This is a genomic window from Peribacillus cavernae, assembly GCF_003989135.1.
In the GTDB taxonomy this organism is placed as follows: domain Bacteria; phylum Bacillota; class Bacilli; order Bacillales; family DSM-1321; genus Peribacillus; species Peribacillus cavernae.
Genome location: NZ_RYZZ01000027.1, coordinates 43136 through 69543 on the forward strand (window position 1 = coordinate 43136; position 26408 = coordinate 69543).

Genomic DNA, 26408 nt, shown 5'->3' on the forward strand with positions numbered 1-26408 from the left:
AATTAAAAAGTTAGATCCAGCCTTAGTCAGTTGTAATTGCGTTTGTGTTGACCCCTGCTTCAGAGGTAACCATGTCTTTTTCTTCAGAATCAATTGTCAATGTATCCTGCTGATTTACGTCGTCTTCGTCTTCTAAGTCACGCATTTCAATCTCACGATCGTCCGCAGAAAGGATTTTAACATCCATACCAAGACTTTGAAGTTCCTTGATCAATACCTTAAATGATTCTGGTACTCCAGGTTCCGGAACATTTTCTCCTTTAACAATCGCTTCATATGTTTTCACACGTCCAACGACGTCATCGGACTTAACGGTAAGAATTTCCTGAAGAGTGTAAGCAGCACCGTATGCTTCCAGTGCCCAAACCTCCATCTCACCGAAACGCTGGCCGCCGAACTGGGCTTTACCGCCAAGGGGCTGCTGGGTAACAAGGGAGTAAGGGCCAGTTGACCGGGCGTGCAGCTTATCATCAACCATATGGGCAAGCTTGATCATATACATGACACCAACTGATACCCGGTTGTCAAATGGTTCACCTGTACGGCCGTCATAAAGGACCGTTTTGGCATCCCGAGCCATTCCCGCTTCCTCAATCGTAGACCAGACATCTTCTTCACGCGCACCGTCAAATACCGGTGATGCGACGTGAATGCCCAGCGCACGCGCAGCCATTCCTAGGTGGAGCTCCAATACCTGGCCGATGTTCATCCGTGAAGGAACCCCTAGAGGATTCAACATGATGTCTACCGGTGTACCATCCGGTAAGTATGGCATATCTTCTTCTGGAAGAATGCGGGAAATAACACCCTTGTTTCCATGGCGGCCTGCCATTTTATCCCCTTCATGGATTTTACGTTTCTGGACGATATATACGCGCACGAGCTGATTAACACCCGGTGGAAGTTCATCGCCGTCTTCGCGGTTGAATACTTTTACATCGTGAACGATTCCGCCGCCTCCGTGAGGAACACGAAGCGATGTATCACGGACTTCACGAGCTTTTTCTCCAAAAATCGCATGTAAAAGGCGTTCTTCGGCCGTAAGTTCAGTTACTCCTTTAGGAGTTACCTTGCCAACGAGCAAATCACCGTCTTTTACTTCAGCGCCAATACGGATGATTCCGCGTTCGTCGAGGTTGCGTAGTGCATCTTCCCCGACGTTAGGGATATCACGCGTAATTTCTTCAGGTCCAAGTTTTGTATCACGGGATTCTGACTCATATTCTTCAATATGAATCGAAGTATACACATCATCTTTCACAAGACGCTCGCTCATGATGATGGCATCTTCATAGTTGTAACCATCCCATGTCATGAAGGCTACCAGCACGTTGCGGCCGAGTGCTAATTCGCCTTTTTCCATAGATGGGCCATCAGCAAGGATTTCACCTTTTACAACTCTGTCCCCGACTTCTACAATCGGGCGCTGGTTATAGCAAGTTCCCTGGTTGGAACGAATAAATTTCTGCATACGGTATTTGTCAAGATTGCCTTTGACTTCCTGGCCATCGACTTCCGCAACACGGCGCACCCATACTTCACGTGCTTCCACATGCTCTACGATTCCTTCCTGTTTACAGATGACAGCAGCTCCGGAGTCCTTGGCTGACACATATTCCATGCCAGTACCGACACGCGGTGCTTCAGGCTGCATTAACGGAACAGCCTGACGCTGCATGTTTGCACCCATCAGAGCACGGTTAGAGTCATCGTTCTCCAGGAAAGGGATACAAGCAGTTGCAGCTGATACAACCTGTTTAGGAGAAACGTCCATGTAATCGACACGGTCTCTCGGAACGACTGTATTTTCACCCCGGAAACGGGCAACAATATCTTCATCAATGAAAGATCCATCATCTGAAAGTCTGGCATTCGCCTGGGCTACTACATAGTTATCTTCTTCATCGGCAGTTAAGTAATCGATGCGATTTGTGATCTTGCCTGTATCAGGATCGACACGGCGGTATGGAGTTTCGATGAATCCAAAACGATTTACCTTGGCATAACTTGATAATGAATTTATCAAACCAATGTTTGGTCCCTCAGGCGTTTCAATTGGACACATCCGGCCATAGTGGGAGTAGTGAACATCCCGTACCTCGAAGCCTGCGCGCTCTCGGGTTAAACCGCCGGGGCCTAATGCAGACAGACGGCGTTTATGCGTCAGTTCTGCGAGCGGGTTCGTTTGGTCCATGAACTGGGAGAGCTGAGAGCTTCCAAAGAACTCCTTGATTGAAGCAATAACCGGGCGGATATTAATTAATTGCTGAGGTGTAATCGTGTTTGTATCCTGGATGGACATTCTTTCACGTACTACACGTTCCATACGGGACAAACCAATCCTAAACTGGTTTTGCAGCAATTCACCGACCGAACGAAGGCGACGGTTGCCAAGATGGTCGATATCATCAGTGATGCCTACAGAATGGAGAAGGTTAAAGAAATAACTGATCGAAGAAATGATATCAGCAGGTGTAATGTTTTTTACCTGATCTGAAACATAAGCATTTCCGATTACATTGATAACCTTTTCTCCCTCCACGTCACTAGGGGCATATATCTTAATTGGCTGTAGAAGTGTTTCATCTTCTACTACCCCGCCTGCAGGATGATACGTTTTAAATCCAACGCCTTCTTCAAGATTTGGAGTAATTTTATCTAACGTACGGCGGTCCAGCAAGGTGCCTTTTTCCACGATGATTTCCCCTGTTTCAGGGTCTGCCAGCGTTTCAGCAATCTTCTGGCCGAATAAACGGTTCTTAATATGAAGCTTTTTATTTATTTTATAGCGTCCAACGTTAGCTAAATCATAACGTTTTGGATCGAAAAAGCGGGATACTAAAAGACTTTTGGCATTTTCTACAGTGGGAGGCTCCCCCGGACGAAGACGCTCATAAATCTCAAGCAATGCTTTGTCTACGCTTTCGGTATTGTCCTTTTCAAGCGTGTTGCGAATGTACTCATTATCGCCAATTAAGTCGATAATTTCTTGGTCAGAACCGAATCCAAGCGCACGAAGCAATACGGTTACTGGAAGTTTTCTCGTGCGGTCAATCCTTACATACACGACGTCCTTGGCATCTGTTTCGTATTCGAGCCACGCTCCACGGTTCGGAATAACCGTTGCTGTGTAGCCGCGTTTTCCGTTCTTATCCATCTTTGCATTATAGTATACACTTGGTGAGCGTACTAACTGAGATACAATAACGCGTTCTGCACCGTTGATGATAAATGTACCTGTTTCAGACATAAGAGGGAAATCACCCATGAAAACATCCTGGTCTTTTACTTCCCCTGTTTCTTTATTAACAAGACGTACCTTTACCCGAAGCGGAGCGGAGTATGTAACATCACGCTCTTTTGTTTCCTCTACAGAGTACTTTGGTTCTCCAAGGCTGTAGTCAATAAATTCAAGCGACAAATTGCCGGTGAAATCCTCGATAGGAGAGATGTCCTGGAACATTTCTCTTAACCCTTCATCAAGAAACCATTGATAGGAAGCAGTTTGGATTTCGATGAGATTCGGTAACTCTAAAACCTCGCTAATTCTTGCATAACTTCTGCGCTGGCGGTGTCGTCCATACTGAACAAGTTGACCTGTCAACTGATTCACCCCTCAAATCAAGCGTTATAAAAGATCTAGTGCCAATAGAAAACAATGTTTTCCAAAGACAAAAATAAAATGGTTTTTGCTTTAAAAACCACTATTTCCATAAATCCACCTATTATTTATATATTTTTTCCAAGTTATACAACTTCTAAACAACCCTTGCATAAAAACTGCCTACTAATGGAAATTATATATATGCATTATTTAATAATAACATAGCAAAAAAACAGAGTCAAACTTTTTTAGACACTAGAATGTAATAGCCTTTTTTCTTTTGTACCACTTCCACATTCCCAAACAACTGATCTAATTTCTCGATCGCTGAAGGCGCTCCCTGTTTTTTCTGGATGACGACCCAGAGTATGCCTCCGGGCATCAACCTTTTGAAACTATGTTCAAAAATTTCTTGAACTACTTTTTTACCGGACCGGATTGGAGGGTTTGTGACTATAGCGGCAAATCGATAGGAATCAACTTGTTCAAACCGATCACTTTCGTGAATGACAACATTCGAAATGCCATTGGTCTTCGCGTTTTCCTTTGCAAGTTCAACTGCCCTGCTGTTTATATCAATCATTTCGACTGTTGTTTCAGGGAAAGACGCAGCAATCGAAAGGCCGATAGGACCATATCCACAGCCTACATCCAGTAAGTTCGCTTTTATATCGGTATTCATATGAAATGCTTCTATCAGAAGGCGGGATCCAAAATCGACTTCGTTTTTAGAGAATACACCATTATCACTTTTAAAGCGAAATGCTCGTCCCCGTAGTGTGAAATCCCAGTATATGGGGTTGCTTGTGACATCAGGTTTTTGAGAGTAGTAATGTTCTGCCATAGTCATCTCCTCCTATCAGAAAGGATAAAATGAAGTTTTAAAAAGAGAAGATAGTTGAAGAATCGGGAATTTCGCCCGAATTATATTAGCTTGCCTGCAACCAGGACTGACATACACTCTTTTTTGGCAAAAAGGCGATGCAGGCTTTTTTGCAGTGAAAAAAAGCCCGCCAGTTACAGCGAGCTTTCTCTATTACGCAGCAGGGTTATTTAACTTCAACGCCTGCGCCAACTTCTTCAAGTTTAGCTTTAACTTCTTCAGCTTCATCCTTAGAAACGCCTTCTTTAAGCGGCTTTGGTGCGTTGTCAACAAGATCCTTTGCTTCTTTAAGTCCAAGACCAGTGATTTCACGCACTGCTTTGATAACTTTGATTTTTTGGTCGCCAGCGCCTGTAAGAATAACGTCAAATTCAGTTTGCTCTTCAACAGCTCCACCTGCAGCAGCCCCGCCAGCCATTGCTACAGGAGCAGCAGCAGTTACGCCAAATTCTTCTTCGATTGCTTTTACAAGGTCATTCAGTTCTAAAACAGTCATAGATTTAACTTCTTCAATGATTTGTTCTTTAGTCATTGTATGGTTCCTCCTTAAAAGGTTAGGTTTTTTTAATTATAGTAGCTTTATCCTGAATCTTAACTTACGCGCCTTGTTCTTCTTTTTGGTCTGCAACGGCTTTCGCGGCAAGAGCAAGGTTGCGGATAGGTGCTTGCAGCACGCTGAGCAGCATAGATAGTAAGCCTTCGCGTGATGGAAGTTCTGCAAGAGCTTTGATTTCATCTGCTGATGCAACATTGCCTTCGATAACTCCAGCTTTAATTTCTAGTGCATCATGTTTCTTCGCGAAATCGTTAAGGATTTTCGCTGGCGCTACGACATCTTCTGTAGAGAACGCAATTGCGTTTGGCCCAGTTAAAGATTCAGTTAAGCCAGAAAGTTCAGCTGCTTCGACAGCGCGGCGTGTTAAAGTATTTTTATATACCTTAAAGTCGATGCCTGAGTCACGAAGCTGTTTGCGCAGTTCCGTTACTTGAGCAACCGTTAAACCACGATAATCAACAATGACCGCTGTTTGTGCAGATTTAAACTTATCAGAAATCTCATCAACAATTTGTTGCTTTTGTTCGATAACACTGTTCATCCTTACACCTCCTGTACATTTGCTTTAAAAACATTCATACCGCCCAAACAAAAAGCCTTCATATCTGGCAGACATGAAGGCAGTAATTTCAAAAATCATAGTCGGCTGACTACTTTTTATCGAATTACCTCGGCAGGATATTAAGCTCAAGGGTTTGAGCACCTACTGTCTACGGTATAAATGATATTCATTTATAACAACAAAGCTGATTATACCAACAATCGTTTTGTAATGTCAACATATTTCATATTAAAAAGAAGAAGGGTCGACTTTCACACCCGGGCCCATTGTAGTCGTTACAGAAATATTTTTCATGTAAGTACCTTTTGCAGCCGCTGGTTTTACTTTCATTAAAGTTTCAAAGATTGTTGCTAAGTTTTCGGTTAGCTTGTTATCTTCGAAAGAAACTTTTCCAATTGGAACATGGATGTTTCCAGCTTTATCTGCACGGTATTCAACTTTACCAGCTTTGATTTCATTAACTGCTTTTGTTACATCAAATGTAACGGTACCAGTCTTAGGATTTGGCATTAAACCTTTAGGGCCCAATACACGTCCGAGTTTACCAACCTCACCCATCATATCCGGAGTAGCAACGATTACATCAAATTCAAACCACCCTTTTTGGATTTTGTTGATATAGTCAGTTTCCCCTACATGATCAGCGCCGGCAGCTTCTGCTTCTTTTGCTTTTTCGCCTTTAGCAAAAACCAATACGCGCTGCGTTTTACCAGTTCCGTTCGGAAGCACGACAGCCCCGCGGATTTGCTGGTCAGCTTTCTTAGGGTCTACGCCCAATCGAAAAGCCGCTTCAACAGTTGCATCGAATTTAGCAGAGTTTGTTTTTTTAGCAAGATCAATAGCTTCAGTTACAGAGTAAGCTTTAGTGCGTTCTAAAAGCTTAACAGCTTCTAGATACTTTTTACCTTTTTTAGCCATGTTTAAAGTCCTCCCATATTGTGGTTTTAGCGGAATAACCTCCCACGAACAAAAGCGCAAGCGCCTACTAATGATGAACGGCTAAGATCGCCACGTCCTGTGGCAACGCCGTTCTAATCCACATCCTGTGGACCTCCGACAAGCATAAGACAAGCATCTGTATGGGGAGCAGTTTTCTCCCCATCAGATGATTGACTTATGACCTCGAGGGGCTAGGCGCTGGAGCTGGATGCAGATAACCTAGATAAGTTATCTGCATAAAAATCAATCTATAGTTACCAGAACAAAGGTTGCGAATGAATCGCAACCCCGTAAGAAACGCGCAAGCTTTCGCAAGCGTCAGTCTTCGATAACGATACCCATGCTGCGAGCAGTACCTTCGACCATACGTATTGCAGACTCTACGTTTGCTGCGTTCAGGTCAGGCATTTTAGTTTCAGCAATCTCGCGCACTTTATCACGCTTGACTGTGGCAACTTTTTTACGGTTAGGTTCACCAGAACCAGACTCAATACCAGCTGCTTTTTTAAGCAAAACGGCAGCAGGTGGAGTTTTTGTAATAAATGTAAATGAACGGTCTTCAAAAACCGTGATCTCAACAGGAATGATAAGACCAGCTTGGTCTGCTGTACGAGCGTTGAACTCCTTACAGAATCCCATAATGTTAACACCAGCTTGACCTAAAGCAGGTCCAACAGGCGGTGCCGGATTAGCTTTACCAGCGGGAATTTGAAGTTTAACCATTTTAATTACTTTTTTAGCCACGAAACACACCTCCTTATCGTCCGTGATGTGGTAATAGGGTGCAAAGCCCTCCCACTCATCTGATTCTTTATATATAAAATAAAGAATTTTGCAAGTTAGTTCAGGTCTCACTCGAGACATACTGACCTATGAAATATTATCATTTTTCGAATCTAATATCAAGTTATTTCAGATTATATTTTTTCCACCTGGCTAAAGTCCAATTCAACTGGTGTGTCACGGCCAAACATATTCACAAGGACTTTAATTTTGCTCTTATCTTTATCCAGCTCTTCGATTGATCCAGTGAAGTTTGCGAATGGACCTTCCCTGACCTGTACCGTATCCCCGATAATAAAGTCAACTTCGATTTTCTGCTTATCCATGCCCATGCGCTTCAGCACCATTTCCACTTCGTCAGGAAGAAGCGGAGTTGGCTTAGAGCCGGAGCCTGCTGAGCCGACAAATCCAGTTACACCTGGTGTGTTGCGGACAACATACCATGAGTCATCGGTCATGATGATTTCTACAAGCACATATCCAGGGAATACTTTCTTTTTCGTAACCTTCTTCTTACCATTTTTAATTTCAGTTTCTTCTTCTTCCGGGACCACGGCCCGGAAAATTTTATCCTGCATCCCCATGGATTCCACGCGTTTTTCCAGATTTGCTTTCACCTTATTTTCATAACCGGAGTAAGTGTGAACGACATACCAATTTTTCTCCATTTACTAGGACTCTAGAGTCCTTCCCTCCCCGCACCTTTTCTTTTGTGAGGCCTCACCAGCTGTATGCCAAACGGCTTGATAGAGTTTCAATCACCATTGTTGCACAGATTGTGCACCCATCCTTGCATAGATAAAAAAAGCAAATTAAAAAACCCGTTTCCGGGCCTTCAGTTGTGTTCCTTATTATTCTATCACTATTATACCTTATTTTCGAATCTCTTATTCAAGAACTAAACGAATTAATTCAGAAATACCTAAATCGACGACAGCAAAGAAAACGGACATAATTGCAACAGTTGCAACAACAATTACTGTATACCTGCTAAGCTCTTTTCTTTTTGGCCAGCTTACTTTTTTCATCTCGCGAACAACGCCGCTGAAAAAGTCGCTCATGAATGTAACCCCCAACCACTGTATGGATAGCACTTTCGCTTCTATTTAAACTGTTACTTTGTTTCTTTATGCATCGTATGGGCGTTGCAAGTACTGCAGAATTTCTTAATTTCAAGGCGTTCTGGACTAGACTCCCTATTGCTTTCAGAAGTGTAGTTTCTGGAATCGCAGTCCGTACAAGCCAGGATTACCTTCTTTCTCATATCGCACGCCACCTATCTATACATCCTTAAAAACCTTATCACGGCTTACTTTTATTGTCAACACGAAAAGCGGAAGCACCTTTTGTAAAAGGAACGTCGACTAAAACCCGCCACGTCCTGTGGCGAACGTCGACGTCAGCACATCCTCGAAAAGCTATCGCTTTCCTTTTGTTATAAGGTGATCTCTCTCACTTCCAAATAATGTTCGAGTTTTCTTTTTACACGCTGGAGGGCATTATCAATCGATTTCACATGGCGGTTCAATTCCCCGGAAATTTCCTGATAGGATTGTCCATCAAGGTACAGGGCCAGGACTTTTCTTTCCAGATCACTCAACAGCTCGGCCATCTTCAATTCAATATCATCGAATTCTTCCTTGTTGATAAACAAAGCTTCGGGATCGAGGATTTTTGTCCCTGAAATGACATCCATCAGTGTCCTGTCCGATTCTTCATCATAGATGGGCTTGTCCAGGGAAACATAAGAATTAAGCGGGATATGTTTTTGTCTGGTTGCCGTTTTGATAGCCGTAATAAATTGCCTGGTAATGCAAAGCTCGGCAAAAGCTTTGAAGGAAGTAAGCTTGTCTCCCTTAAAATCGCGGATCGCTTTGTAAAGGCCAATCATACCCTCTTGAACGATATCTTCCTTATCAGCGCCTATCAGGAAATACGTACGGGCTTTCGCTCTTACGAAATTGCGATATTTATGGATCAGATAATCGAGCGCTTCACTGTCACCCTTGTGCACTAATTCCACAAGTCCATCATCTTCAAATTGCAAATATTTATCATTTAGTTTCCTTCCGAAGTTGACATCCATGTTTTAACCCCCCGAACGCACACAATAGATAGAAATATTATACAGTAGAGAATTTTTAGACGTCAATCACTCAAAGCTGTCCCCGGCGCCATTTTTCAAAAATTTCAGCCACTTCATCACTGAGGGCAATCTTGGAAGCTGGCTTTTTTTTCGTCGTTCTTTTGACGCTTTTTTCGATTTCCCGATCTATATGATTCATCTCATTGAGAAGCTCGCGGGCAGATTTCCGCAATGCCCCTTGTCCAAAAATCACCCATTGTTCCGTAAAATCAGAGGTGGCTACGTGAATTTGTGTTTTGATATTATTCAAGTCGCTTGCCAGCTTTTCAATCCGTTCATCCGCTGTTTCATTTTCCTTTGTGAAAATTACCTCTATTTTATAATTTTCATATTTGCGCTGGGTTCCCTGGACAAAATGGGCATCAAAAACAATGATGACACGAAAACCGGTAAACGCCTGGTATTCAGCCATCCTTTCAATTAAACGATCTCTGGCAGCTGAAAAATCCCGTTCCTTTAATTCTTTTAGTTCCGGCCATGCCCCAATAATATTGTAACCGTCCACCAACAGAATGTTCATCGTTTATTCCCCTAAAGGGTGCCTTTTACGATAAACCTCATACATCAATAATCCCGCGGCGACGGACGCATTCAATGAACTTATCATTCCTGCCATTGGCAAGCGAATCAGAAAATCGCATTTATCTTTTATCAGCCTGCCCATGCCTTTGCCCTCACTTCCAATAACGAGGCCAATCGGCATGCTGCCATCCATGCTGCGGTAATCATCGCTTCCTTTTGCATCCGTACCGACGATCCAGACACCTCGTTCCTTCATTTCATCTATTGCCCTTGCCATATTCGTTACACGCACAACCGGAATGTACTCGATTGCCCCGGTAGATAATTTCGCCACCGTTGCCGTCAAACCAACAGCTCTCCGCTTCGGGATTATGATGCCATGTGCCCCGACGGCATCCGCTGTTCTCATAATCGATCCCAGGTTATGCGGATCTTCAATTTCATCCAGTAAAAGGAAAAAGGGCGCTTCGTTTCGTTCCTCGGCCCGTGCGAACAGGTCATCCAATTCAGCATAAGAGTAAGCTGCCACCTGTGCAATGACACCTTGATGGTTTCCGTCAGACATTTGGTCGACTTTTTTCTTTGGAACGAATTGCAGCAGGACCTGTCTTTCCTTAGCAATGCCGATGATTTGCTGCATTTGCCCTTTTTGAGAACCTTCAGCAATCCAGATTTTATTGATTTCCCGCTCAGACCGTAACGCTTCCAAAACCGGGTTTCTTCCAATAATGAATTCTTCGCTCATTTGTTCATCTCCTTTCCTCTTCAATGAATTGAATCGATTGAATAATGATTTCTTCGAGCCGCTCGTTTCGTTCTTCCAAATAAAGGTAACCGATTAGCGCCTCAAAAGCGGTACCATACCGGTATGTTTGCACATCCGTGTTCTTAGGGACCGTCCCGGACTTTGCATTCCTTCCTCTTCGTACGACCGCCAATTCCTCTTCTGTTAGCTTTTCCCTTTCGAGGAGGAAGTGAACCATCCTGCTCTGGGCCTTCGCAGACACAAAATGTGTTGCTTCTCTATGCAAAAGGTGCGGCTTGACGGCTCCTTTTTGAATAAGGTGATGCCGGATATACGTTTCAAATACGGCATCGCCCATGTATGCGAGCGCAAGGCTGTTGAGAATTTTCTCATCAATTTTGTCTTCATAAGGAAGCATGCCTCATCCTCTTTTCCATCTTGTACCCTGCGGTGTATCTTCGAGGATGATATTCATGCTCTTTAGACGGTCGCGAATTTCATCAGAAAGCTGGAAGTTGCGGTCCTTACGAGCTTGGATCCGCTGTTGAATCAGCTTTTCAATTTCTTCATCAACAAGTGTTTCCTCTTCTATTGACAGCCCGAGTACATGAAACAAGTCTTTGAATTCATCGATGAAAGCTTGAATGACTTCTTTATCGGTATTCTTTTCCATCAAATAATAGTTTGCCTGCCTGGAAAGCTCGAACAACACAGAGATTGCATTCGCTGTATTAAAATCGTCATCCATTTCTTGAATGAATTCTTCATGGATACGATTGATTTTTTGAAGCCATTCCTGATTATTTTCCGTTAAGCCGTCGCTCGAGCTCTTGCGGTGCTTCAGGTTCTGATAAGATGTTTTTAAACGGTCCAACGAGGCTTTCATATTAACCAGAAGCTCTTCACTATAGTTAATCGGGTGACGGTAATGGACGGATAACATGAAAAAGCGCAGCACCTGCGGGTCATGCTTTTGAATGATATCATGTACCAGAACGAAGTTACCCAATGATTTGGACATCTTTTCATTATCAATATTGATATACCCATTGTGCATCCAATAGTTTGCAAACGGCTTGCCAGTCAGTGCCTCCGATTGGGCAATTTCATTTTCGTGATGCGGGAACGCCAAGTCCTGTCCGCCTGCGTGAATGTCGATGGTATCACCGAGATATTTCTTCACCATCGCTGAGCATTCGATATGCCAGCCAGGACGGCCTTTTCCCCATGGACTGTCCCAGGATATTTCGCCTATCTTTGCCGCTTTCCATAAGGCAAAATCAAGAGCGTCCTGTTTCTTTTCACCGACTTCAATCCGGGCGCCAACCCGCAATTCATCGATTGATTGATGGGATAGCTTTCCGTACGTATCGAACTTGCGGGTACGGTAATATACGTCTCCTTCTGATTCGTAGGCATAGCCCTTTTCAATCAACGTTTCAATGAACTCGATAATGATACCCATGTTTTCCATCACACGCGGATGGGCATCCGCTTTCTTGCAGCCAAGCGCAGACACGTCTTCATAATAAGCATTAATAAAACGATCGGAAATTGTCGGCACATCCTCACCCATCTCTTTGGCTGCACGGATTAGCTTGTCGTCGACATCAGTAAAGTTGGAAACAAACTGAATATCGTAGCCGCGGTAGCCGAAGTATCTGCGAACGGTATCAAATACGATGGCCGGTCTTGCATTCCCGATATGGATATAGTTATAAACAGTCGGGCCGCATACATACATTTTGACCTTTCCTTCTTCTAATGGCTTAAATTCTTCCTTTTGCCTTGTTAATGTGTTATAGATTTTGATTGCCATTTTAGTTGACCCTTTCTTTTTTTAAGTTTTCCAATTCTGTTTTACAAGCAGCTATTTCCTTTTCCATTGCCTTGAACCGGTCAGCGGTTGGATCAGGTAAGTCTGTATGATTCAGGTCTTTCACTTTCACACCGTCCCTGATGACGACTTTTCCCGGAATGCCTACGACGGTTGAATTAGCGGGCACTTCCTTCAGGACGACAGACCCGGCTCCGATTTTCGAATTTTCCCCGATCGTGATCGATCCGAGGACCTTTGCTCCCGCCGCGATTAAGACATTATCCTTTATTGTAGGATGCCTTTTCCCTTTTTCTTTACCCGTACCTCCAAGAGTAACTGCCTGGAACACAGAAACATTATCGCCGATCTCACAGGTTTCCCCGATCACAACACCCATTCCATGGTCGATAAAAAACCGCCTGCCAATCCTAGCGCCAGGATGGATTTCAATTCCTGTAAAAAAGCGGCTGATTTGCGAAATCACCCTTGCAAGAAAATAAAGCTTTTTGTTGAAAAAAGCATGTGCCAGCCGATGGCTCCAAATCGCATGGAGTCCAGAATAAGTAAGGATCACTTCGATATAACTGCGTGCTGCGGGATCTTGATCAAAGATTACTTCGATATCTTCTTTAAATACTTTAAACACGATTGTTCCCTCCTATTAGAAAAGCGCAAGCGCCTTGTTCAGCCCCGACAAGCATAAGACGAGCAGCTGTATGGGGAGCGATTTTCTCCCCATCAGATGATCGGCTTATGACCTCGAGGGGCTAGGCGCTGGAGCTAGACACCATTCCCATTGAAAAGTTGTACTTCTTATAATGTTAGAAAAGCGCAAGCGCCTTGTTCAGCCCCGACAAGCATAAGACGAGCAGCTGTATGGGGAGCGATTTTCTCCCCATCAGATGATTGGCTTATGACCTCGAGGGGCTAGGCGCTGGAGCTAGACATCAGTCATAATAAAAAAGCTATCATTTTAAAAAAACACATAAAAAAGCGCCTCTGTATAAAGACAGAGACGCTTTCTGTGCGCGGTTCCACTCTGTTTGGAATGTATTTTATCCAGGCATCATACCTGCCTTTCGATAATTGCCATCCCCAACTCTTTTCCCGATAACGGAGGAATCGCCGCCTTTGCCTACTTATAAGAGGTTCAACAAAGGACTCAGGGGTGCATTTCAAGTAATGAGCGGCTTGAACCATTTTCACCAAATATGGTTCTCTCTGCAAAGCATCATATCTTTACTTCTCCCCATCTACGCAGTCAAGTTTAAGATTAATTATTACTATATTATACTTGTTATGAATCGTTAATGTAAAATTCCTTGCAGACGCTGTTTAATTTTTTCTTCGCCTAATAGCGCGATTGCCTTGGGCAGGTCGGGTCCATGGGTTTGGCCAGTGGCAGCGGCACGAATTGGCATGAACAGCTTTTTGCCTTTCTGGCCTGTGTTTTTTTGGACAGCTTTGATTGCTGACTTAATTTCACCAGCGGTAAATTCCGCAAGCTTGTTTATTTCTTCAAGGAAAGCGGCGATAACCTCCGGGACCTGTTCCTCCGCAAGGACTTCCTTCGCCTCATCTTCATACTCGATTTCATCTTTGAAGAACAAAGGTGAAAGTTCAACAATTTCCGCTCCGTAACTCATCTGTTCCTGATAAAGGGCAACGAGATTCCGAACCCAGTCGTTTTCCTCTGCATTCCTATTTTCAGATACCTTGCCGGCTTTGATAAGATGAGGCACCGAAATTTCCACAGCACGGTCGAGCTCGAGTTGCTTTACATATTGGTTGTTCATCCAGGTAAGCTTTTGCTTATCAAAAAGCGCTGGCGACTTCGATAATCTGTCTTCATCGAAGAGCTTGATAAATTCCTCTTTTGAAAAAAGTTCTTCTTCTCCGGCCGGAGACCATCCTAAAAGTGCAATGAAGTTGAAAAGGGCTTCTGGCAGATAACCGATCTCTTCGTATTGTTCAATGAACTGAATAATCGATTCATCTCGTTTGCTCAGTTTTTTCCGGCTTTCATTGACAATCAGCGTCATATGGCCGAAGACCGGCGGTTCCCAGCCAAAAGCTTCATAAATCATTAATTGTTTCGGCGTGTTGGAAATATGGTCATCACCGCGCAGAACATGGGAGATTTCCATCAAATGATCATCGATAGCAACAGCGAAATTATAGGTAGGAATTCCGTCTTTCTTTACGATTACCCAATCTCCGATGCCATCTGATTCGAAAGACACATCTTCTTTGACCAGATCGGTAAATTGATATACCTTTCTTTCAGGGACAACGAATCGGATGCTTGGCTCTATTCCTTCTGCCTCAAGCTTTGCACGATCTTCATCTGTTAAGCGGCGGCACTTTCCAGAGTATTTCGGTGTTTCATTCTCAGCTATCTGGGCTTCTCGCTCTGCTTCAAGTTCTTCTTCCGTACAATAGCATTTATAGGCAAGCTCTTCTTCAAGCAACTGTTGATACAGTTCCCCATAAATATCATTGCGTTCAGATTGGCGGTACGGCCCATACTCTCCACCCTTATCGACGCTTTCATCCCAATCCATCCCAAGCCATTTCAAATAGCTTAGCTGGCTTTCTTCCCCGCCTTCAATGTTGCGCTTTTGGTCGGTATCTTCAATCCGGATGATGAATTTTCCGCCCCTATTCCGGGCAAAAAGATAATTGAATAAGGCCGTCCGCGCATTTCCTATATGTAAATGTCCGGTTGGACTTGGTGCATAACGCACACGAATCTCGCTACTCATCGTTTGACGCCTCCTATGCTCTACATCTCAAATATCCAGTATCGTTCTATTCTACCATCTCAAGGTAAGAGAATAAAGCACCCTGCAAGACTACAAATAGGTTTAGTTGGCTTTTATCAATAAAACCACAGCCTGGGATGCGACCCCTTCGCTTCTCCCCGTAAATCCAAGCTTTTCAGTCGTGGTCGCTTTCACATTAATCTGTTCTGTTGATGCCTCGAGCAGCCCAGCGATCCGCTCTCTCATTTGCCCGATATAAGGGGCCATCTTAGGACTTTGGGCAATGATCGTGCAATCTATATTTCCAAGTACATATCCTTCTTTTTTCACAAGCTGCCAGACATGCTCTAAAAGCTTCGCTGAATCTGCATTTTTAAATTCAGGATCTGTATCCGGAAAATGCTTGCCAATATCTCCAGCACCAATTGCCCCGAGGCAGGCATCGGCCACTGTATGAAGCAATACATCTGCATCTGAATGGCCTAATAACCCTTTTTCATATGGGATGGTCACTCCCCCTATGATTAACGGGCGGCCTTCCACCAGCTGGTGTACGTCAAATCCCTGTCCGATTCGAAACATGGTTCTAATCTCCCCTTTTGTTCCATCCGTATTAAGTACGAGTTTTATGTAAAATCGCTTCCGCTACATAGAGATCTTCCGGTGTCGTAATTTTGAGGTTATCATAATTCCCTTCAATGATCATTACAGCTTCGCCAATCCTTTCAAGAAGGCTGGCATCGTCCGTACCTAGAAATTGCTCCTCCTCTGCTCTTTCATGCGCTTGAATCAGGGTGGACACGCGAAAAGCTTGTGGTGTCTGCACTGCCCACAAGCTCGATCGTTCCACGGTTTCGACCACCGCTTTATCTTTTGCTTTTTTGATTGTGTCCTTTACCGGCACCGCGGTTACTGCCCCTCCATACTGGAAAGCAGCGTCGGCTAGCTCCCTGACAAGACCGTGCCCGATAAATGGGCGCGCCCCGTCATGGATTAAAACAATCGAGTTTTCATCTATGTGCTTAAGTCCGTTAAAAACGCTCTGCTGCCGTTCCTTCCCACCTGGAACCAGTTTTTTGACCTTTTTTAATTTATACTCGCTTATGATAGATTGAAACATTTCTTCTTCGGCTGGATTAATGGAAAGAATAATGCCGCCACATTCCGGATCAGTTTCAAACACCTCAAGCGTATAGGCAATAATCGGTTTTCCGGCAAGCTCAATAAACAGCTTGTTCTTTGCCGCTTTCATTCTAGTGCCTCGCCCTGCCGCAGGAATGACCACTTCATAGAACATAATGCTCCTCCCTACTATAATGCTTTTTCCAAAAGTTTAGGCTTGGCAAAAATCATTCGGCCCGCAGATGTTTGCAAAACACTCGTTACAATTACTTCAAGACGTTTTCCGATATGGTCACGGCCGCCTTCCACGACAATCATCGTGCCGTCATCTAAGTAAGCAATACCTTGATTTTGTTCCTTGCCATCCTTAATAACTTGTACATTCATTTCTTCTCCAGGCAGTACAACCGGCTTCACGGCATTCGCTAAATCATTGATATTCAGTACCGAAACGTTTTGGAATTCACATACCTTATTTAAATTAAAGTCATTGGTTACAACAATTCCATTCATTACCTTCGCGAGCTTTACAAGCTTGCTGTCCACTTCCTGAATATCTTCAAAATCGCCCTCATACATTTCCACGTTTACTGATAATTCTTTTTGAATTCGATTAAGGATATCCAACCCCCGGCGTCCCCGGTTTCTTTTTAATGCGTCAGAGGAGTCGGCAATATGCTGAAGTTCTGCTAACACAAATTGGGGGATGACAATTGTTCCCTCCAGGAATCCAGTCTGGCAAATATCCGCAATCCGTCCATCGATGATCACGCTCGTGTCCAGAATTTTGACAGGGCTGCCTGCTGGTTCCGCTTCATCGGAATCGGATTCGCCTTTCTTCTTGTTGTTCTTGGAAAAGAGAGTTAATAGTTCATCGCGTTTTTTAAACCCTACCTGGAATCCAAGATAGCCGAACAGCAGCGTTAATAAGATCGGTGCAGCGGTATTCAAAACAGGGACTTGGATAGCGTTTAAAGCATACCCTATTAAAAAGGCAACAAAAAGGCCGACAATCAAGCCAAGACTCCCAAAGATTATATCGGTAATAGGGGCCTTTACAAGAAGTTCCTCGAACCATTTAATGAAATCCACTACATAATCTACTGCCCAAAAAGTAAAAAGATAGAATATAATAGCACCTAAGATTACAGCAACATAAGGATTGTTTATAAATGCAATATGATCTGCATGTAAGACGGTTAATAATTCAGGAATAAGGAAGATTCCCAGAGTTCCGCCTATTATTAAGAAGCATGCTTGTATAATGCGTTTTAACATCCCTTCACCTCCTTCTACTCATTATTAACAAAATCAACAAAATGAAACCATATTAAAGAAGGTTTTTAAAACGGTATGGAAAGGCAATGGAACTATATAGGAATCGGGATAAGTAAGAGAGTAAGCGAAGATAATCAAACAGGCTTTCTTACCACTAGACTAGCACCCAGATAGTTAGGTGTCAAAAAATATCACCCTGATCCGCACTTTCAAAACAGGGGCATTAATCAAGCTGGACCGAGAGGAGTATATGTTCTCTATTTTATATTTTTCTTTCTGTGACCAGCTGATTTCTTAACATTCTTAGACCTTCCTGAATCTTTTTTGCCCGGACCTCCCCGATTCCTTCCACATCATCTAATTCTCCTACTGTCGCGTTTGTTACATTGGTAAAGTTCCCAAAACGGTTCACAAGGTTTTCAACAATGAGCCCGGGAAGCCGCGGGATTTTATTTAACATCCGGTAGCCTCTTGGGTTGACACTCTCATCAAGATGAATATAACCATTATAGCCAAGCACTTTCAAGAGCACGCTGTCCTCAAGGATCTCCTGCTGAGCCAGCTCCGAGAGGCGTTGAACGGCAGTAGCTGGTTTTCCTTCCTTTTCAAACGAATAATCTTTAATAAGAAGTGCCCCTTCTGCTTCCGAATCTGATAAAAGCTCATTCATCTGAAGCCGGATCAGCCTTCCTTCTGTACCAAGTTCATTTAAATAGGACAGAAGCTCCCCTTTTATTCTAAGCACCATTACATAACGGTGGAATACCCGCAACAGGTCAGCATACGTTACAATCTCTTCGAATTCCAAAAAGCTTAGATCGGAAATGCTCTGCTGTAGGACCGCTTTGTATTTTTCCAGCGTCTGTATCGCAAGATTGGCTTTTGCAAGAATCACAGCAATATCCTTTAGTGCATAACGGAGATCCCCCTGGTAAAGCGTTATGACATTCCGGCGCTGTGATATGGCAATGACTAAACTCTTTGTTTCCCTGGCAACGCGTTCTGCGGTACGGTGCCGCATTCCTGTCTCTGTGGAAGGGATAGCCGAATCTGGCGCCAGCTGTCCGTTAGCAAGGATAATTTTATCAGCTTTTTCATTCAAAATGATGGCCCCGTCCATTTTGGCAAGTTCATAAAGCGTGCTCGGGGTACATCGACAATTAATTTGAAATCCCCCATCCACGATTGACTTCACTTTTTCGTTATAACCTACCACAATAAGCCCGCCTGTATTCGCCCGAAGAACGTTATCAATCCCTTCCCGTAACGGCGAACCGGGAGCGACTATTCGCAAGATTTCATGCATCGTCTTTTCATGTACTTTTTTTTCTGTCATGCTTACCCTCCTAAAGCATAATGAAGAGCTTCGGCAACTGTCGATACACCCACAATCTCAATGCCTGCAGGGGCAGTCCACCCCCCTATGTTATTAGAAGGAAGGATCATCCGTTCAAACCCAAGCTTTGCCGCTTCCTGGACGCGCTGCTCGATTCTGGATACCCGTCTGACTTCCCCGGTCAACCCTACTTCACCTATAAGGCAATCCGATTGTTTAGTAGGTTTATCACGAAAGCTGGAAGCAATACTGACAGCAATCGCCAGGTCTATTGCCGGTTCATCGAGCTTTACTCCCCCGGCCACTTTTAAATAGGCATCCTGATTTTGCAGAAGCAATCCTACTCTTTTTTCCAATACTGCCATTAACAATGATACCCGATTGTGATCTATGCCGGTTGCCATCCTTCTTGGATTTCCGAAGCTCGTCGGAGAAATTAATGCCTGCACTTCAACAAGGACAGGCCGGGTACCTTCCATTGAAGCAACTACCGTGGATCCGGATGCGCCCTGTGATCGTTCTTCAAGAAAAATTTCAGACGGATTTTTTACCTCTTCCAGACCATTCTCCTTCATTTCAAAAATACCCATCTCATTAGTTGAACCAAAACGATTCTTTACCGCACGGACAATCCGGTACGTGTGGTGCCGCTCACCTTCAAAATAGAGAACAGTATCGACCATATGTTCTAAAAGCCTCGGTCCGGCAATCGAGCCTTCCTTTGTAACGTGGCCAACAATAAAAATTGCAATTTCATTCGTTTTGGCAATCCTCATTAATGAAGACGTGCATTCCCGAACCTGCGACACACTTCCCGGTGCCGAAGTAACTGCCGCCTGATAAACAGTCTGAATCGAATCAATGATAACCAGATCCGGACTGACCTCTCCAATGGCCTGTTCGATGTAATCCATATCGGTTTCCGAATAAACATAGAGATTGTCAGAGGTGGCGCCAAGCCGATTAGCTCTTAACTTTGTTTGCTTAACCGATTCTTCCCCTGAAATATATAAAACCTTTTTCTGTTTCCGTGCCAGTTGGGAAGAGACCTGCAAAAGAAGGGTAGACTTTCCGATGCCCGGATCTCCGCCGATTAAAACAAGCGACCCCTGGACGATTCCACCCCCGAGAGCACGGTTTAACTCAAGCGAATCAGTCGAAATTCGCGGTTCCTGGGATGTCTCGATGGTAGTGATCGGGGCAGCTTTCCTCCGATCCGTGGTACCTATTGCCAACTCTGAATGAGCAAAGGCTCCCCTTCTGGCAGGCTTCGTAACCTCAAACTCTTCAACCATCTTGTTCCATTCGCCGCAGCCCGGACATTTGCCCATCCATTTAGCAGACTCATACCCGCACGACTGGCAAATAAATTTTGTCTTTTTTTTCGCAACCATATTTTCTTCCTTTCTACTCGAAAGTTCAAAAAGTTGTACTTTCGTATCGTAAAAAAACGCTACTATATAAGATATTAAATAGAGACATGGTTTAATCCTGCTAAAGTTTATGAGCAAATAATTACAACTTTTTCAACGCTCGTTCGAATTTTGCAAAATTAAGCGAACGTAACTTTTCAAAAAAAGCAAAAGAGGTACACGGCATTGTCGCGTGTACCTCTGAGGTTTACATTACTCATTCACAGAAGCGGCTTCTACTTGTTTTACGGTAAATTGACCGTTTTCTACATCCATCAATATCCGCTGGCCTTTTTGGACATTGCCTTTCAAAAGCTCTTCTGACAGATAATCTTCTATATGCTTCTGGATTGCCCTTCTGATTGGTCGGGCTCCATATTCCGGATCATAGCCTTCTACTGCAATTTTTGCTTTAGCCTCTTTCGTAAGCTCTAACAGTATATCCTGATCCTTTAATCGGGCAGTAAGCTGATCGGCCATCAACGATACAATCTCATTTAAATGTTTTTTCTCAAGAGCATGGAAGACAATGGTTTCATCGATACGGTTCAGGAATTCAGGGCGGAAGGCTCTCTTAAGCTCCTCCATTACCTTTCCTTTCATATTCTTGTAATCCTGCACTTCATCCTGGATGTTAAAGCCTACATATTTATTGCTCTTAAGTACTTGTGCACCCACATTTGAAGTCATAATCAATATCGTGTTGCGGAAGTCAACTACGCGACCTTTCGAATCAGTTAATCTTCCATCTTCAAGGACTTGAAGCAAGATATTAAATACATCCGGATGCGCTTTTTCAATTTCATCCAGCAGCACAACCGAATATGGTTTTCTGCGAACTTTTTCCGTTAGTTGGCCGCCTTCTTCATAGCCCACATATCCTGGAGGAGATCCAACAAGACGCGAGGTTGAGTGTTTCTCCATATACTCTGACATATCAATGCGGATCATCGCATCTTCATCGCCAAAGATAGATTCGGCTAGCGCCCGGGCAAGCTCTGTTTTCCCTACACCAGTAGGGCCAAGGAAGATAAAGGATCCTACCGGCCGTTTAGGATCTTTAAGCCCGGCTCTTGCACGGCGAACTGCTTTCGCCACAGCAATCACAGCTTCCTCCTGTCCAATGACACGTGAATGAAGCAGTTGTTCCATGTTCAATAATTTATCCGTCTCTGTTTGGGCAAGTCTTGTTACGGGCACGCCGGTCCAGTTGGACACAACGATTGCGATGTCTTCGACAGTAACAGCGCTATTTTCCTGCCCTTGTTTTTCCTTCCAAGACTTCTTCGTTTCTTCCAATTGCTCTCTCAAACGTTGTTCTGTATCACGAAGAGATGCCGCCTTTTCAAACTCTTGGCTTTGGACAGACGAATCCTTTTCTTTTCTTACTTCATCAAGCTTTACTTCTAATTCTTTTAGATTTGGCGGTGTTGTATATGAGCGTAAACGCACCTTGGAGCCCGCCTCATCAATTAAATCGATCGCTTTATCTGGCAAGAAACGATCGGAAATATACCGGTCTGATAATTTAACCGCCGCATCAATTGCCTCATCGGAAATGGATACACGGTGATGCGCCTCATATCGATCGCGAAGCCCTTGAAGAATCCGAATCGATTCATCAATAGTCGGCTCGTTAACCTGAATAGGCTGAAAGCGGCGTTCAAGGGCAGCGTCTTTTTCAATATATTTACGATATTCATCAAGTGTTGTCGCACCAATACATTGAAGCTCTCCTCGTGCAAGGGAAGGCTTCAGGATATTTGAAGCATCAATCGCTCCTTCTGCCCCGCCGGCACCGATAAGTGTGTGAAGTTCATCAATGAACAGGATGATATTGCCCGCCTGGCGGATCTCATCCATTACTTTCTTTAAACGATCTTCGAATTCACCGCGATACTTGGTACCGGCAACGACCGTACCCATATCCAGTGTCATAACACGTTTATCCCGTAAAATTTCAGGCACTTCATTGTTAATAATCTGCTGTGCAAGACCTTCAGCAATCGCCGTTTTACCTACACCAGGTTCACCAATGAGCACCGGGTTATTTTTTGTACGGCGGCTTAGAACTTCAATTACCCTCTGGATTTCTTTGCTTCTGCCGATAACCGGATCAAGGCTTCCTTCCCTGGCAATCACAGTTAAATCACGAGCCAGGCTATCCAGGGTAGGTGTGCTGGCACTGGCAGAGGAGGCTCCCTGATGTCCGCCTGACTCATTGCTGCCCAAAAGCTGCAGCACCTGTTGGCGGGCTTTGTTCAGGCTAACACCAAGGTTGTTAAGAACCCTCGCAGCCACGCCTTCTCCCTCACGGATAAGGCCGAGAAGGACATGTTCTGTACCAACGTAGGAATGACCCAGTTTTCGGGCTTCGTCCATCGATAGCTCGATCACCTTTTTAGCTCTTGGCGTATAGTGAATCGTCTGAGCATTTTCCTGGCCGCGGCCAATAAGATTTTCCACTTCTTTTTGGATTTTATCCGCCCCTAATCCGAGCGCATGCAATGCCTTTGCGGCAATCCCTTCACCTTCACTGACCAATCCCAGCAGAATATGTTCGGTGCCAATATTGTTATGTCCTAAACGAATAGCTTCCTCTTGGGCTAATGCTAATACTTTTTGGGCTCTTTCGGTAAATCGGCCAAACATCATGGGGTATTTCCTCCTTCAGAATTGTCTTTTTTCTCTAATTCAAATCGTTCTCTAATGAAAGCAGCACGTCTTATATCCCTATCATGGGGACGGAGAGGGCCGCCTGCATACTTTTGTAAAAACCCCGGCTGAGTCAAGATCATTAACTCATTCAGGATACATTTGGAAATATCTTTTATATACCCCAGATCTATTCCCAATCTAACATCGGAAAGACATCTTGCGGCTTCCTTTGTTTCGATGATCCGGGCATGCTGCAGAATACCGAATGAACGGTAAACTCTATCTTCTAATTGTATGTTAGAGGTTTGCACTAATGCTTCCCGTGCCGATCTTTCCTGGGCGATAACTTGCTGTACGACGCTCGTTAAATCCTCCACGATATCCGTTTCAGACTTGCCAAGTGTAATTTGATTGGAAATCTGAAAGATATCGCCGAGCGCTTCACTGCCTTCTCCATATATCCCTCTTACAACAAGGCCTAATTGGTTAATCGCTGGAACCAGATGATTCATTTGGTTTGTCAGTACCAGTCCCGGTAAGTGCATCATCACCGATGCACGCAATCCAGTTCCAACATTTGTCGGACAGCTGGTCAGATAACCGCGTTCTTCATCATATGCATAATCAATATTTGCTTCGATGTAATCATCAATGACATTTGCTCTAAGCAAAGCTTCATTTAACTGCAATCCAGAAAACAGGCATTGAATCCGCAGATGGTCTTCTTCATTTACCATGATGCTAACTTCCTCATTTTCGGACACAAGGCATGCTCCATATGGTGAATCTTCCGCTAAATGGGGACTGATTAGGTGTTTTTCAACTAGGACCTGCTTTTCAAGGGGCTGAAGATTTTCTATTTGCAAAAACTCCAGCTTCCCGATTTCTGGAATCTCTGCATTTTTGATACGATCCTTTATTACATTTATAATCTCCAAAGCTTCTTCTTGTGAAAATAATGTAGAAAATGAAAAGTCTTTAAAGTTCCTTGCAAGACGAACCCGGGAGCTTAAAACAATATCAGAATCGGGTCCCTCCTCATTCATCCAGGAGCTTGCTGCGTTTTCCAAGAAATGTTCAAGACTCAAGACTGCTTCCCTCCTTCATCACCCTTGTTTACTTCCTTTTCCAATGTTCGGATACGGTCACGAATTTCTGCAGCATTCTCGAACTCTTCCTGTTCTATAAACTGTTTTAGAGTTTGTTTTAAATCATTGATTTGCTTTCTTATATGAATGCTTCCGCCAATTCTTTTAGGGATTTTACCATGATGCGATGTATTTCCGCTGTGTACCCTCTTTAAAATGGGATTCAATTGATCTTTAAAGGTTTCATAGCATTCGGCACAGCCAAATTTACCGACATGGACAAACTCCGGAAATGAAAGCTTACATTGTTTACAGCGAAGCACTTCTTTTTTTGGAAGGGTGTTCGGCTTTGCCTGTTGAAAGCCCGGTTCTATGTTTAATAATCCTGCTAGTAAATTATTAATCGAAAAACCAGATCCCCCGTTCAGCATGAACATTTCACCTTTTTCCTGGGCGCACTTCTCACAAATATGGACTTCAGCCTTTTCACCATTGATAATTTTTGTAAAATGGAGGGTTGCCGGTCTCTGGTTACATTCCTGGCAAATCATCTTCATCACCTCTCGAACCACTTTATTTATATTTTAAAGTTGTAAGCATAGCTTTTAGGATTCTCGCCCTTAACTCATCCCTGTCGGGTAAATCAATATATATCACGGATCTATCCATGACACTTAACATGATTTTTGCTTCCCGTTTATTCACAATATCTTCACTTATCAGCCTGCTGATTACTCCTTCAGCGGTTGCCTGGGAAATACGGGATCCAATTAGAGATAATAATTGATCAACCAAGTCAGCGTAATCATATGAGGTAACCTTCATTATACGGATATAACCACCGCCGCCTCGTTTACTCTCCACTACATATCCTCTTTCGATAGTAAATCTGGTATTAATGACATAATTAATCTGAGAAGGAACACAATGAAACCTATCCGCTACTTCACTTCTTTTGATCTCTAAAATATCCTTCTCGCTCATTTCTAATATCTGCTTTAAATAATTCTCAATGATATCTGATATATTCCTCACCCAACCTCCTCCAATCTGACTTTGACTATATTTGACTATTATTATACAACGAAAATGAAATTATTCAACAATATTGCTTTTGTTACACTATTTATTTTCGCCCACATTTATGTATTTGCATACGTCTAAATTTTCAATTGTGTGTATTACTTTTATACCTCATATTCAATAAGGTAAAACCTTTCGTTTGCTTGGCGACGTCCTCCTTGCTCCTCTTCATTATTAATAAGTTGAAGAACGAAGAACCTCATTTTAAGTGTTCCATCCTCAAACAGGAGTATTTATCATATCTTACGGTTCCCATCCCGAACATGAGTCCTTATCATACTATTTACCCCAGTATGCTTGAAACATCAAAAAAAGATCAGCCTCATCGACTGGTCTTTCGTTTGCTTGGCGGCGTCCTACTCTCAGGATGTGCTGACTTTTCCGTTGCCACATGGATGTGGGGGTTTTAGGAGAAACTCCTTAATCTCCCAACTCCCATAGGCGCTCGAGCTCAACTTCCCTGTTCGGACTCCTGGATGGCGATGAGCGGCGGATCTCTTCGTCAGCTTCCTTCGCTCCGGTCCTCGTACTTCTTGTTCCTCCCCCATTCAATTTAGTGGAGGGATATAAATCTGCTCAAATCATCTATTGTCCGATCATAAATTCCCCTAAACGATCATAAATCTGAATAATCGCTCTTAATTGGGAATATGGTAGGATTCCGGCAAGGTTTCTTCCAGAACCTCATAGGACTTCTGCTCAATATTTCATCTTTCCTATTAGAGAAACTTCGATCGATCATAAATTTCGATGATCGCTCTTACATTTGGATTAACGCTCTTAAATCCGAATAATCGCTCTTACCTCTTGAATAATCGCTCTTAACTGGGAATATGGTAGGATTCCGGCAAGGTTTCTTCCACAACCCATAGGAATTCTCCTCAATATTTTATTGGAAAAACTACGATCGATCATAAATTTCGATGATCGCTCTTACATTTGGCCTATCGCTCTTAAATGGGAATATGGGCTACTATATCCAGGTTTTCGTTTTCTTTATTTTATTTGAAGTTGCATTCTACTTCTTTCGTGTATTTCTCCATCTTCAGTTTTAATATATCAAAAAAGACCAATCTCATCGACTGGTCTTTCGTTTGCTTGGCGGCG

25 protein-coding genes and 2 other annotated features are annotated in these 26408 nt (G+C 43.5%); all 25 genes read right to left on the reverse strand.

The genetic code is table 11. The features are described 5' to 3' along the window. Positions 1-22: 22 nt before the first annotated feature. On the reverse strand, positions 23-3604 hold the full coding sequence (rpoB, locus tag ELQ35_RS16120) for a DNA-directed RNA polymerase subunit beta (RefSeq protein WP_126865993.1): 3582 nt from the start codon (positions 3602-3604) through the stop codon (positions 23-25). Between the two features lie 238 nt (positions 3605-3842). Next, positions 3843-4448, reverse strand: coding sequence for a class I SAM-dependent methyltransferase (locus ELQ35_RS16125; protein WP_126865995.1), 606 nt, complete (start codon positions 4446-4448; stop codon positions 3843-3845). Positions 4449-4653: 205 nt separating this feature from the next. Further along, the gene (rplL, locus tag ELQ35_RS16130; protein ID WP_126865997.1) at positions 4654-5019 is read right to left on the reverse strand and encodes a 50S ribosomal protein L7/L12; all 366 of its coding nucleotides are present in this window, start codon (positions 5017-5019) and stop codon (positions 4654-4656) included. A 64-nt stretch (positions 5020-5083) separates the two neighbouring features. Beyond that, on the reverse strand, positions 5084-5584 hold the full coding sequence (gene rplJ, locus ELQ35_RS16135; RefSeq protein ID WP_126865998.1) for a 50S ribosomal protein L10: 501 nt from the start codon (positions 5582-5584) through the stop codon (positions 5084-5086). Between the two features lie 39 nt (positions 5585-5623). Beyond that, positions 5624-5777, reverse strand: a sequence feature (ribosomal protein L10 leader region). 56 nt (positions 5778-5833) lie between these two features. Next, positions 5834-6523 (reverse strand): 50S ribosomal protein L1, encoded by a 690-nt coding sequence (rplA, locus tag ELQ35_RS16140; protein ID WP_126865999.1) that lies wholly within the window; start codon positions 6521-6523, stop codon positions 5834-5836. Between the two features lie 339 nt (positions 6524-6862). Further along, positions 6863-7288, reverse strand: coding sequence for a 50S ribosomal protein L11 (gene rplK, locus ELQ35_RS16145; RefSeq protein ID WP_143253473.1), 426 nt, complete (start codon positions 7286-7288; stop codon positions 6863-6865). A 173-nt stretch (positions 7289-7461) separates the two neighbouring features. Next, entirely contained in the window at positions 7462-7995 is a 534-nt protein-coding gene (gene nusG, locus ELQ35_RS16150) for a transcription termination/antitermination protein NusG (protein WP_126866001.1), read from the reverse strand. Between the two features lie 219 nt (positions 7996-8214). Then, a complete protein-coding gene (gene secE / locus ELQ35_RS16155) occupies positions 8215-8388 on the reverse strand; it encodes a preprotein translocase subunit SecE (RefSeq protein ID WP_126866003.1) in 174 nt (57 codons plus the stop codon). A 53-nt stretch (positions 8389-8441) separates the two neighbouring features. Then, positions 8442-8591, reverse strand: coding sequence for a 50S ribosomal protein L33 (gene rpmG / locus ELQ35_RS16160; protein WP_126866005.1), 150 nt, complete (start codon positions 8589-8591; stop codon positions 8442-8444). Positions 8592-8762: 171 nt separating this feature from the next. Further along, positions 8763-9413 carry an RNA polymerase sporulation sigma factor SigH gene (gene sigH, locus ELQ35_RS16165; protein WP_126866007.1) on the reverse strand — a complete coding sequence of 217 codons (651 nt, stop codon included), beginning with the start codon at positions 9411-9413 and terminating at the stop codon, positions 8763-8765. A gap of 70 nt (positions 9414-9483) precedes the next feature. After that, positions 9484-9993 (reverse strand): NYN domain-containing protein, encoded by a 510-nt coding sequence (locus ELQ35_RS16170; RefSeq protein ID WP_126866009.1) that lies wholly within the window; start codon positions 9991-9993, stop codon positions 9484-9486. Positions 9994-9996: 3 nt separating this feature from the next. Then, complete coding sequence (gene rlmB / locus ELQ35_RS16175) at positions 9997-10740, reverse strand: 23S rRNA (guanosine(2251)-2'-O)-methyltransferase RlmB (RefSeq protein WP_126866011.1); 744 nt, start codon at positions 10738-10740, stop codon at positions 9997-9999. Positions 10741-10744: 4 nt separating this feature from the next. Continuing rightward, the gene (locus ELQ35_RS16180) at positions 10745-11158 is read right to left on the reverse strand and encodes a Mini-ribonuclease 3 (RefSeq protein WP_126866013.1); all 414 of its coding nucleotides are present in this window, start codon (positions 11156-11158) and stop codon (positions 10745-10747) included. A gap of 3 nt (positions 11159-11161) precedes the next feature. Then, positions 11162-12559, reverse strand: coding sequence for a cysteine--tRNA ligase (gene cysS, locus ELQ35_RS16185; protein WP_126866015.1), 1398 nt, complete (start codon positions 12557-12559; stop codon positions 11162-11164). A gap of 1 nt (position 12560) precedes the next feature. Then, positions 12561-13205, reverse strand: coding sequence for a serine O-acetyltransferase (gene cysE, locus ELQ35_RS16190; RefSeq protein ID WP_126866017.1), 645 nt, complete (start codon positions 13203-13205; stop codon positions 12561-12563). 362 nt (positions 13206-13567) lie between these two features. After that, positions 13568-13824: a binding site (T-box leader), on the reverse strand. Positions 13825-13866: 42 nt separating this feature from the next. Beyond that, entirely contained in the window at positions 13867-15324 is a 1458-nt protein-coding gene (gltX, locus tag ELQ35_RS16195; protein ID WP_126866019.1) for a glutamate--tRNA ligase, read from the reverse strand. Positions 15325-15426: 102 nt separating this feature from the next. After that, the gene (gene ispF, locus ELQ35_RS16200; protein WP_126866021.1) at positions 15427-15906 is read right to left on the reverse strand and encodes a 2-C-methyl-D-erythritol 2,4-cyclodiphosphate synthase; all 480 of its coding nucleotides are present in this window, start codon (positions 15904-15906) and stop codon (positions 15427-15429) included. Between the two features lie 31 nt (positions 15907-15937). Then, positions 15938-16621 (reverse strand): 2-C-methyl-D-erythritol 4-phosphate cytidylyltransferase, encoded by a 684-nt coding sequence (gene ispD, locus ELQ35_RS16205; protein ID WP_126866023.1) that lies wholly within the window; start codon positions 16619-16621, stop codon positions 15938-15940. A gap of 14 nt (positions 16622-16635) precedes the next feature. After that, entirely contained in the window at positions 16636-17724 is a 1089-nt protein-coding gene (locus ELQ35_RS16210; protein ID WP_126866025.1) for a PIN/TRAM domain-containing protein, read from the reverse strand. A 262-nt stretch (positions 17725-17986) separates the two neighbouring features. After that, the gene (gene disA / locus ELQ35_RS16215) at positions 17987-19060 is read right to left on the reverse strand and encodes a DNA integrity scanning diadenylate cyclase DisA (protein WP_126866027.1); all 1074 of its coding nucleotides are present in this window, start codon (positions 19058-19060) and stop codon (positions 17987-17989) included. A 2-nt stretch (positions 19061-19062) separates the two neighbouring features. Beyond that, positions 19063-20454 (reverse strand): DNA repair protein RadA, encoded by a 1392-nt coding sequence (gene radA / locus ELQ35_RS16220; RefSeq protein ID WP_126866028.1) that lies wholly within the window; start codon positions 20452-20454, stop codon positions 19063-19065. Between the two features lie 231 nt (positions 20455-20685). Next, complete coding sequence (gene clpC, locus ELQ35_RS16225) at positions 20686-23127, reverse strand: ATP-dependent protease ATP-binding subunit ClpC (protein WP_126866030.1); 2442 nt, start codon at positions 23125-23127, stop codon at positions 20686-20688. Next, positions 23124-24218: a protein-arginine kinase McsB gene (gene mcsB, locus ELQ35_RS16230; RefSeq protein ID WP_126866032.1), complete on the reverse strand. Its 1095-nt coding sequence runs from the start codon at positions 24216-24218 to the stop codon at positions 23124-23126. Before mcsB ends, clpC begins: the two co-directional genes overlap by 4 nt. Continuing rightward, positions 24215-24769: a protein-arginine kinase activator protein McsA gene (gene mcsA, locus ELQ35_RS16235; protein ID WP_126866042.1), complete on the reverse strand. Its 555-nt coding sequence runs from the start codon at positions 24767-24769 to the stop codon at positions 24215-24217. Before mcsA ends, mcsB begins: the two co-directional genes overlap by 4 nt. A gap of 22 nt (positions 24770-24791) precedes the next feature. Beyond that, the gene (locus ELQ35_RS16240; RefSeq protein ID WP_126866034.1) at positions 24792-25253 is read right to left on the reverse strand and encodes a CtsR family transcriptional regulator; all 462 of its coding nucleotides are present in this window, start codon (positions 25251-25253) and stop codon (positions 24792-24794) included. Between the last annotated feature and the right edge of the window lie 1155 nt (positions 25254-26408).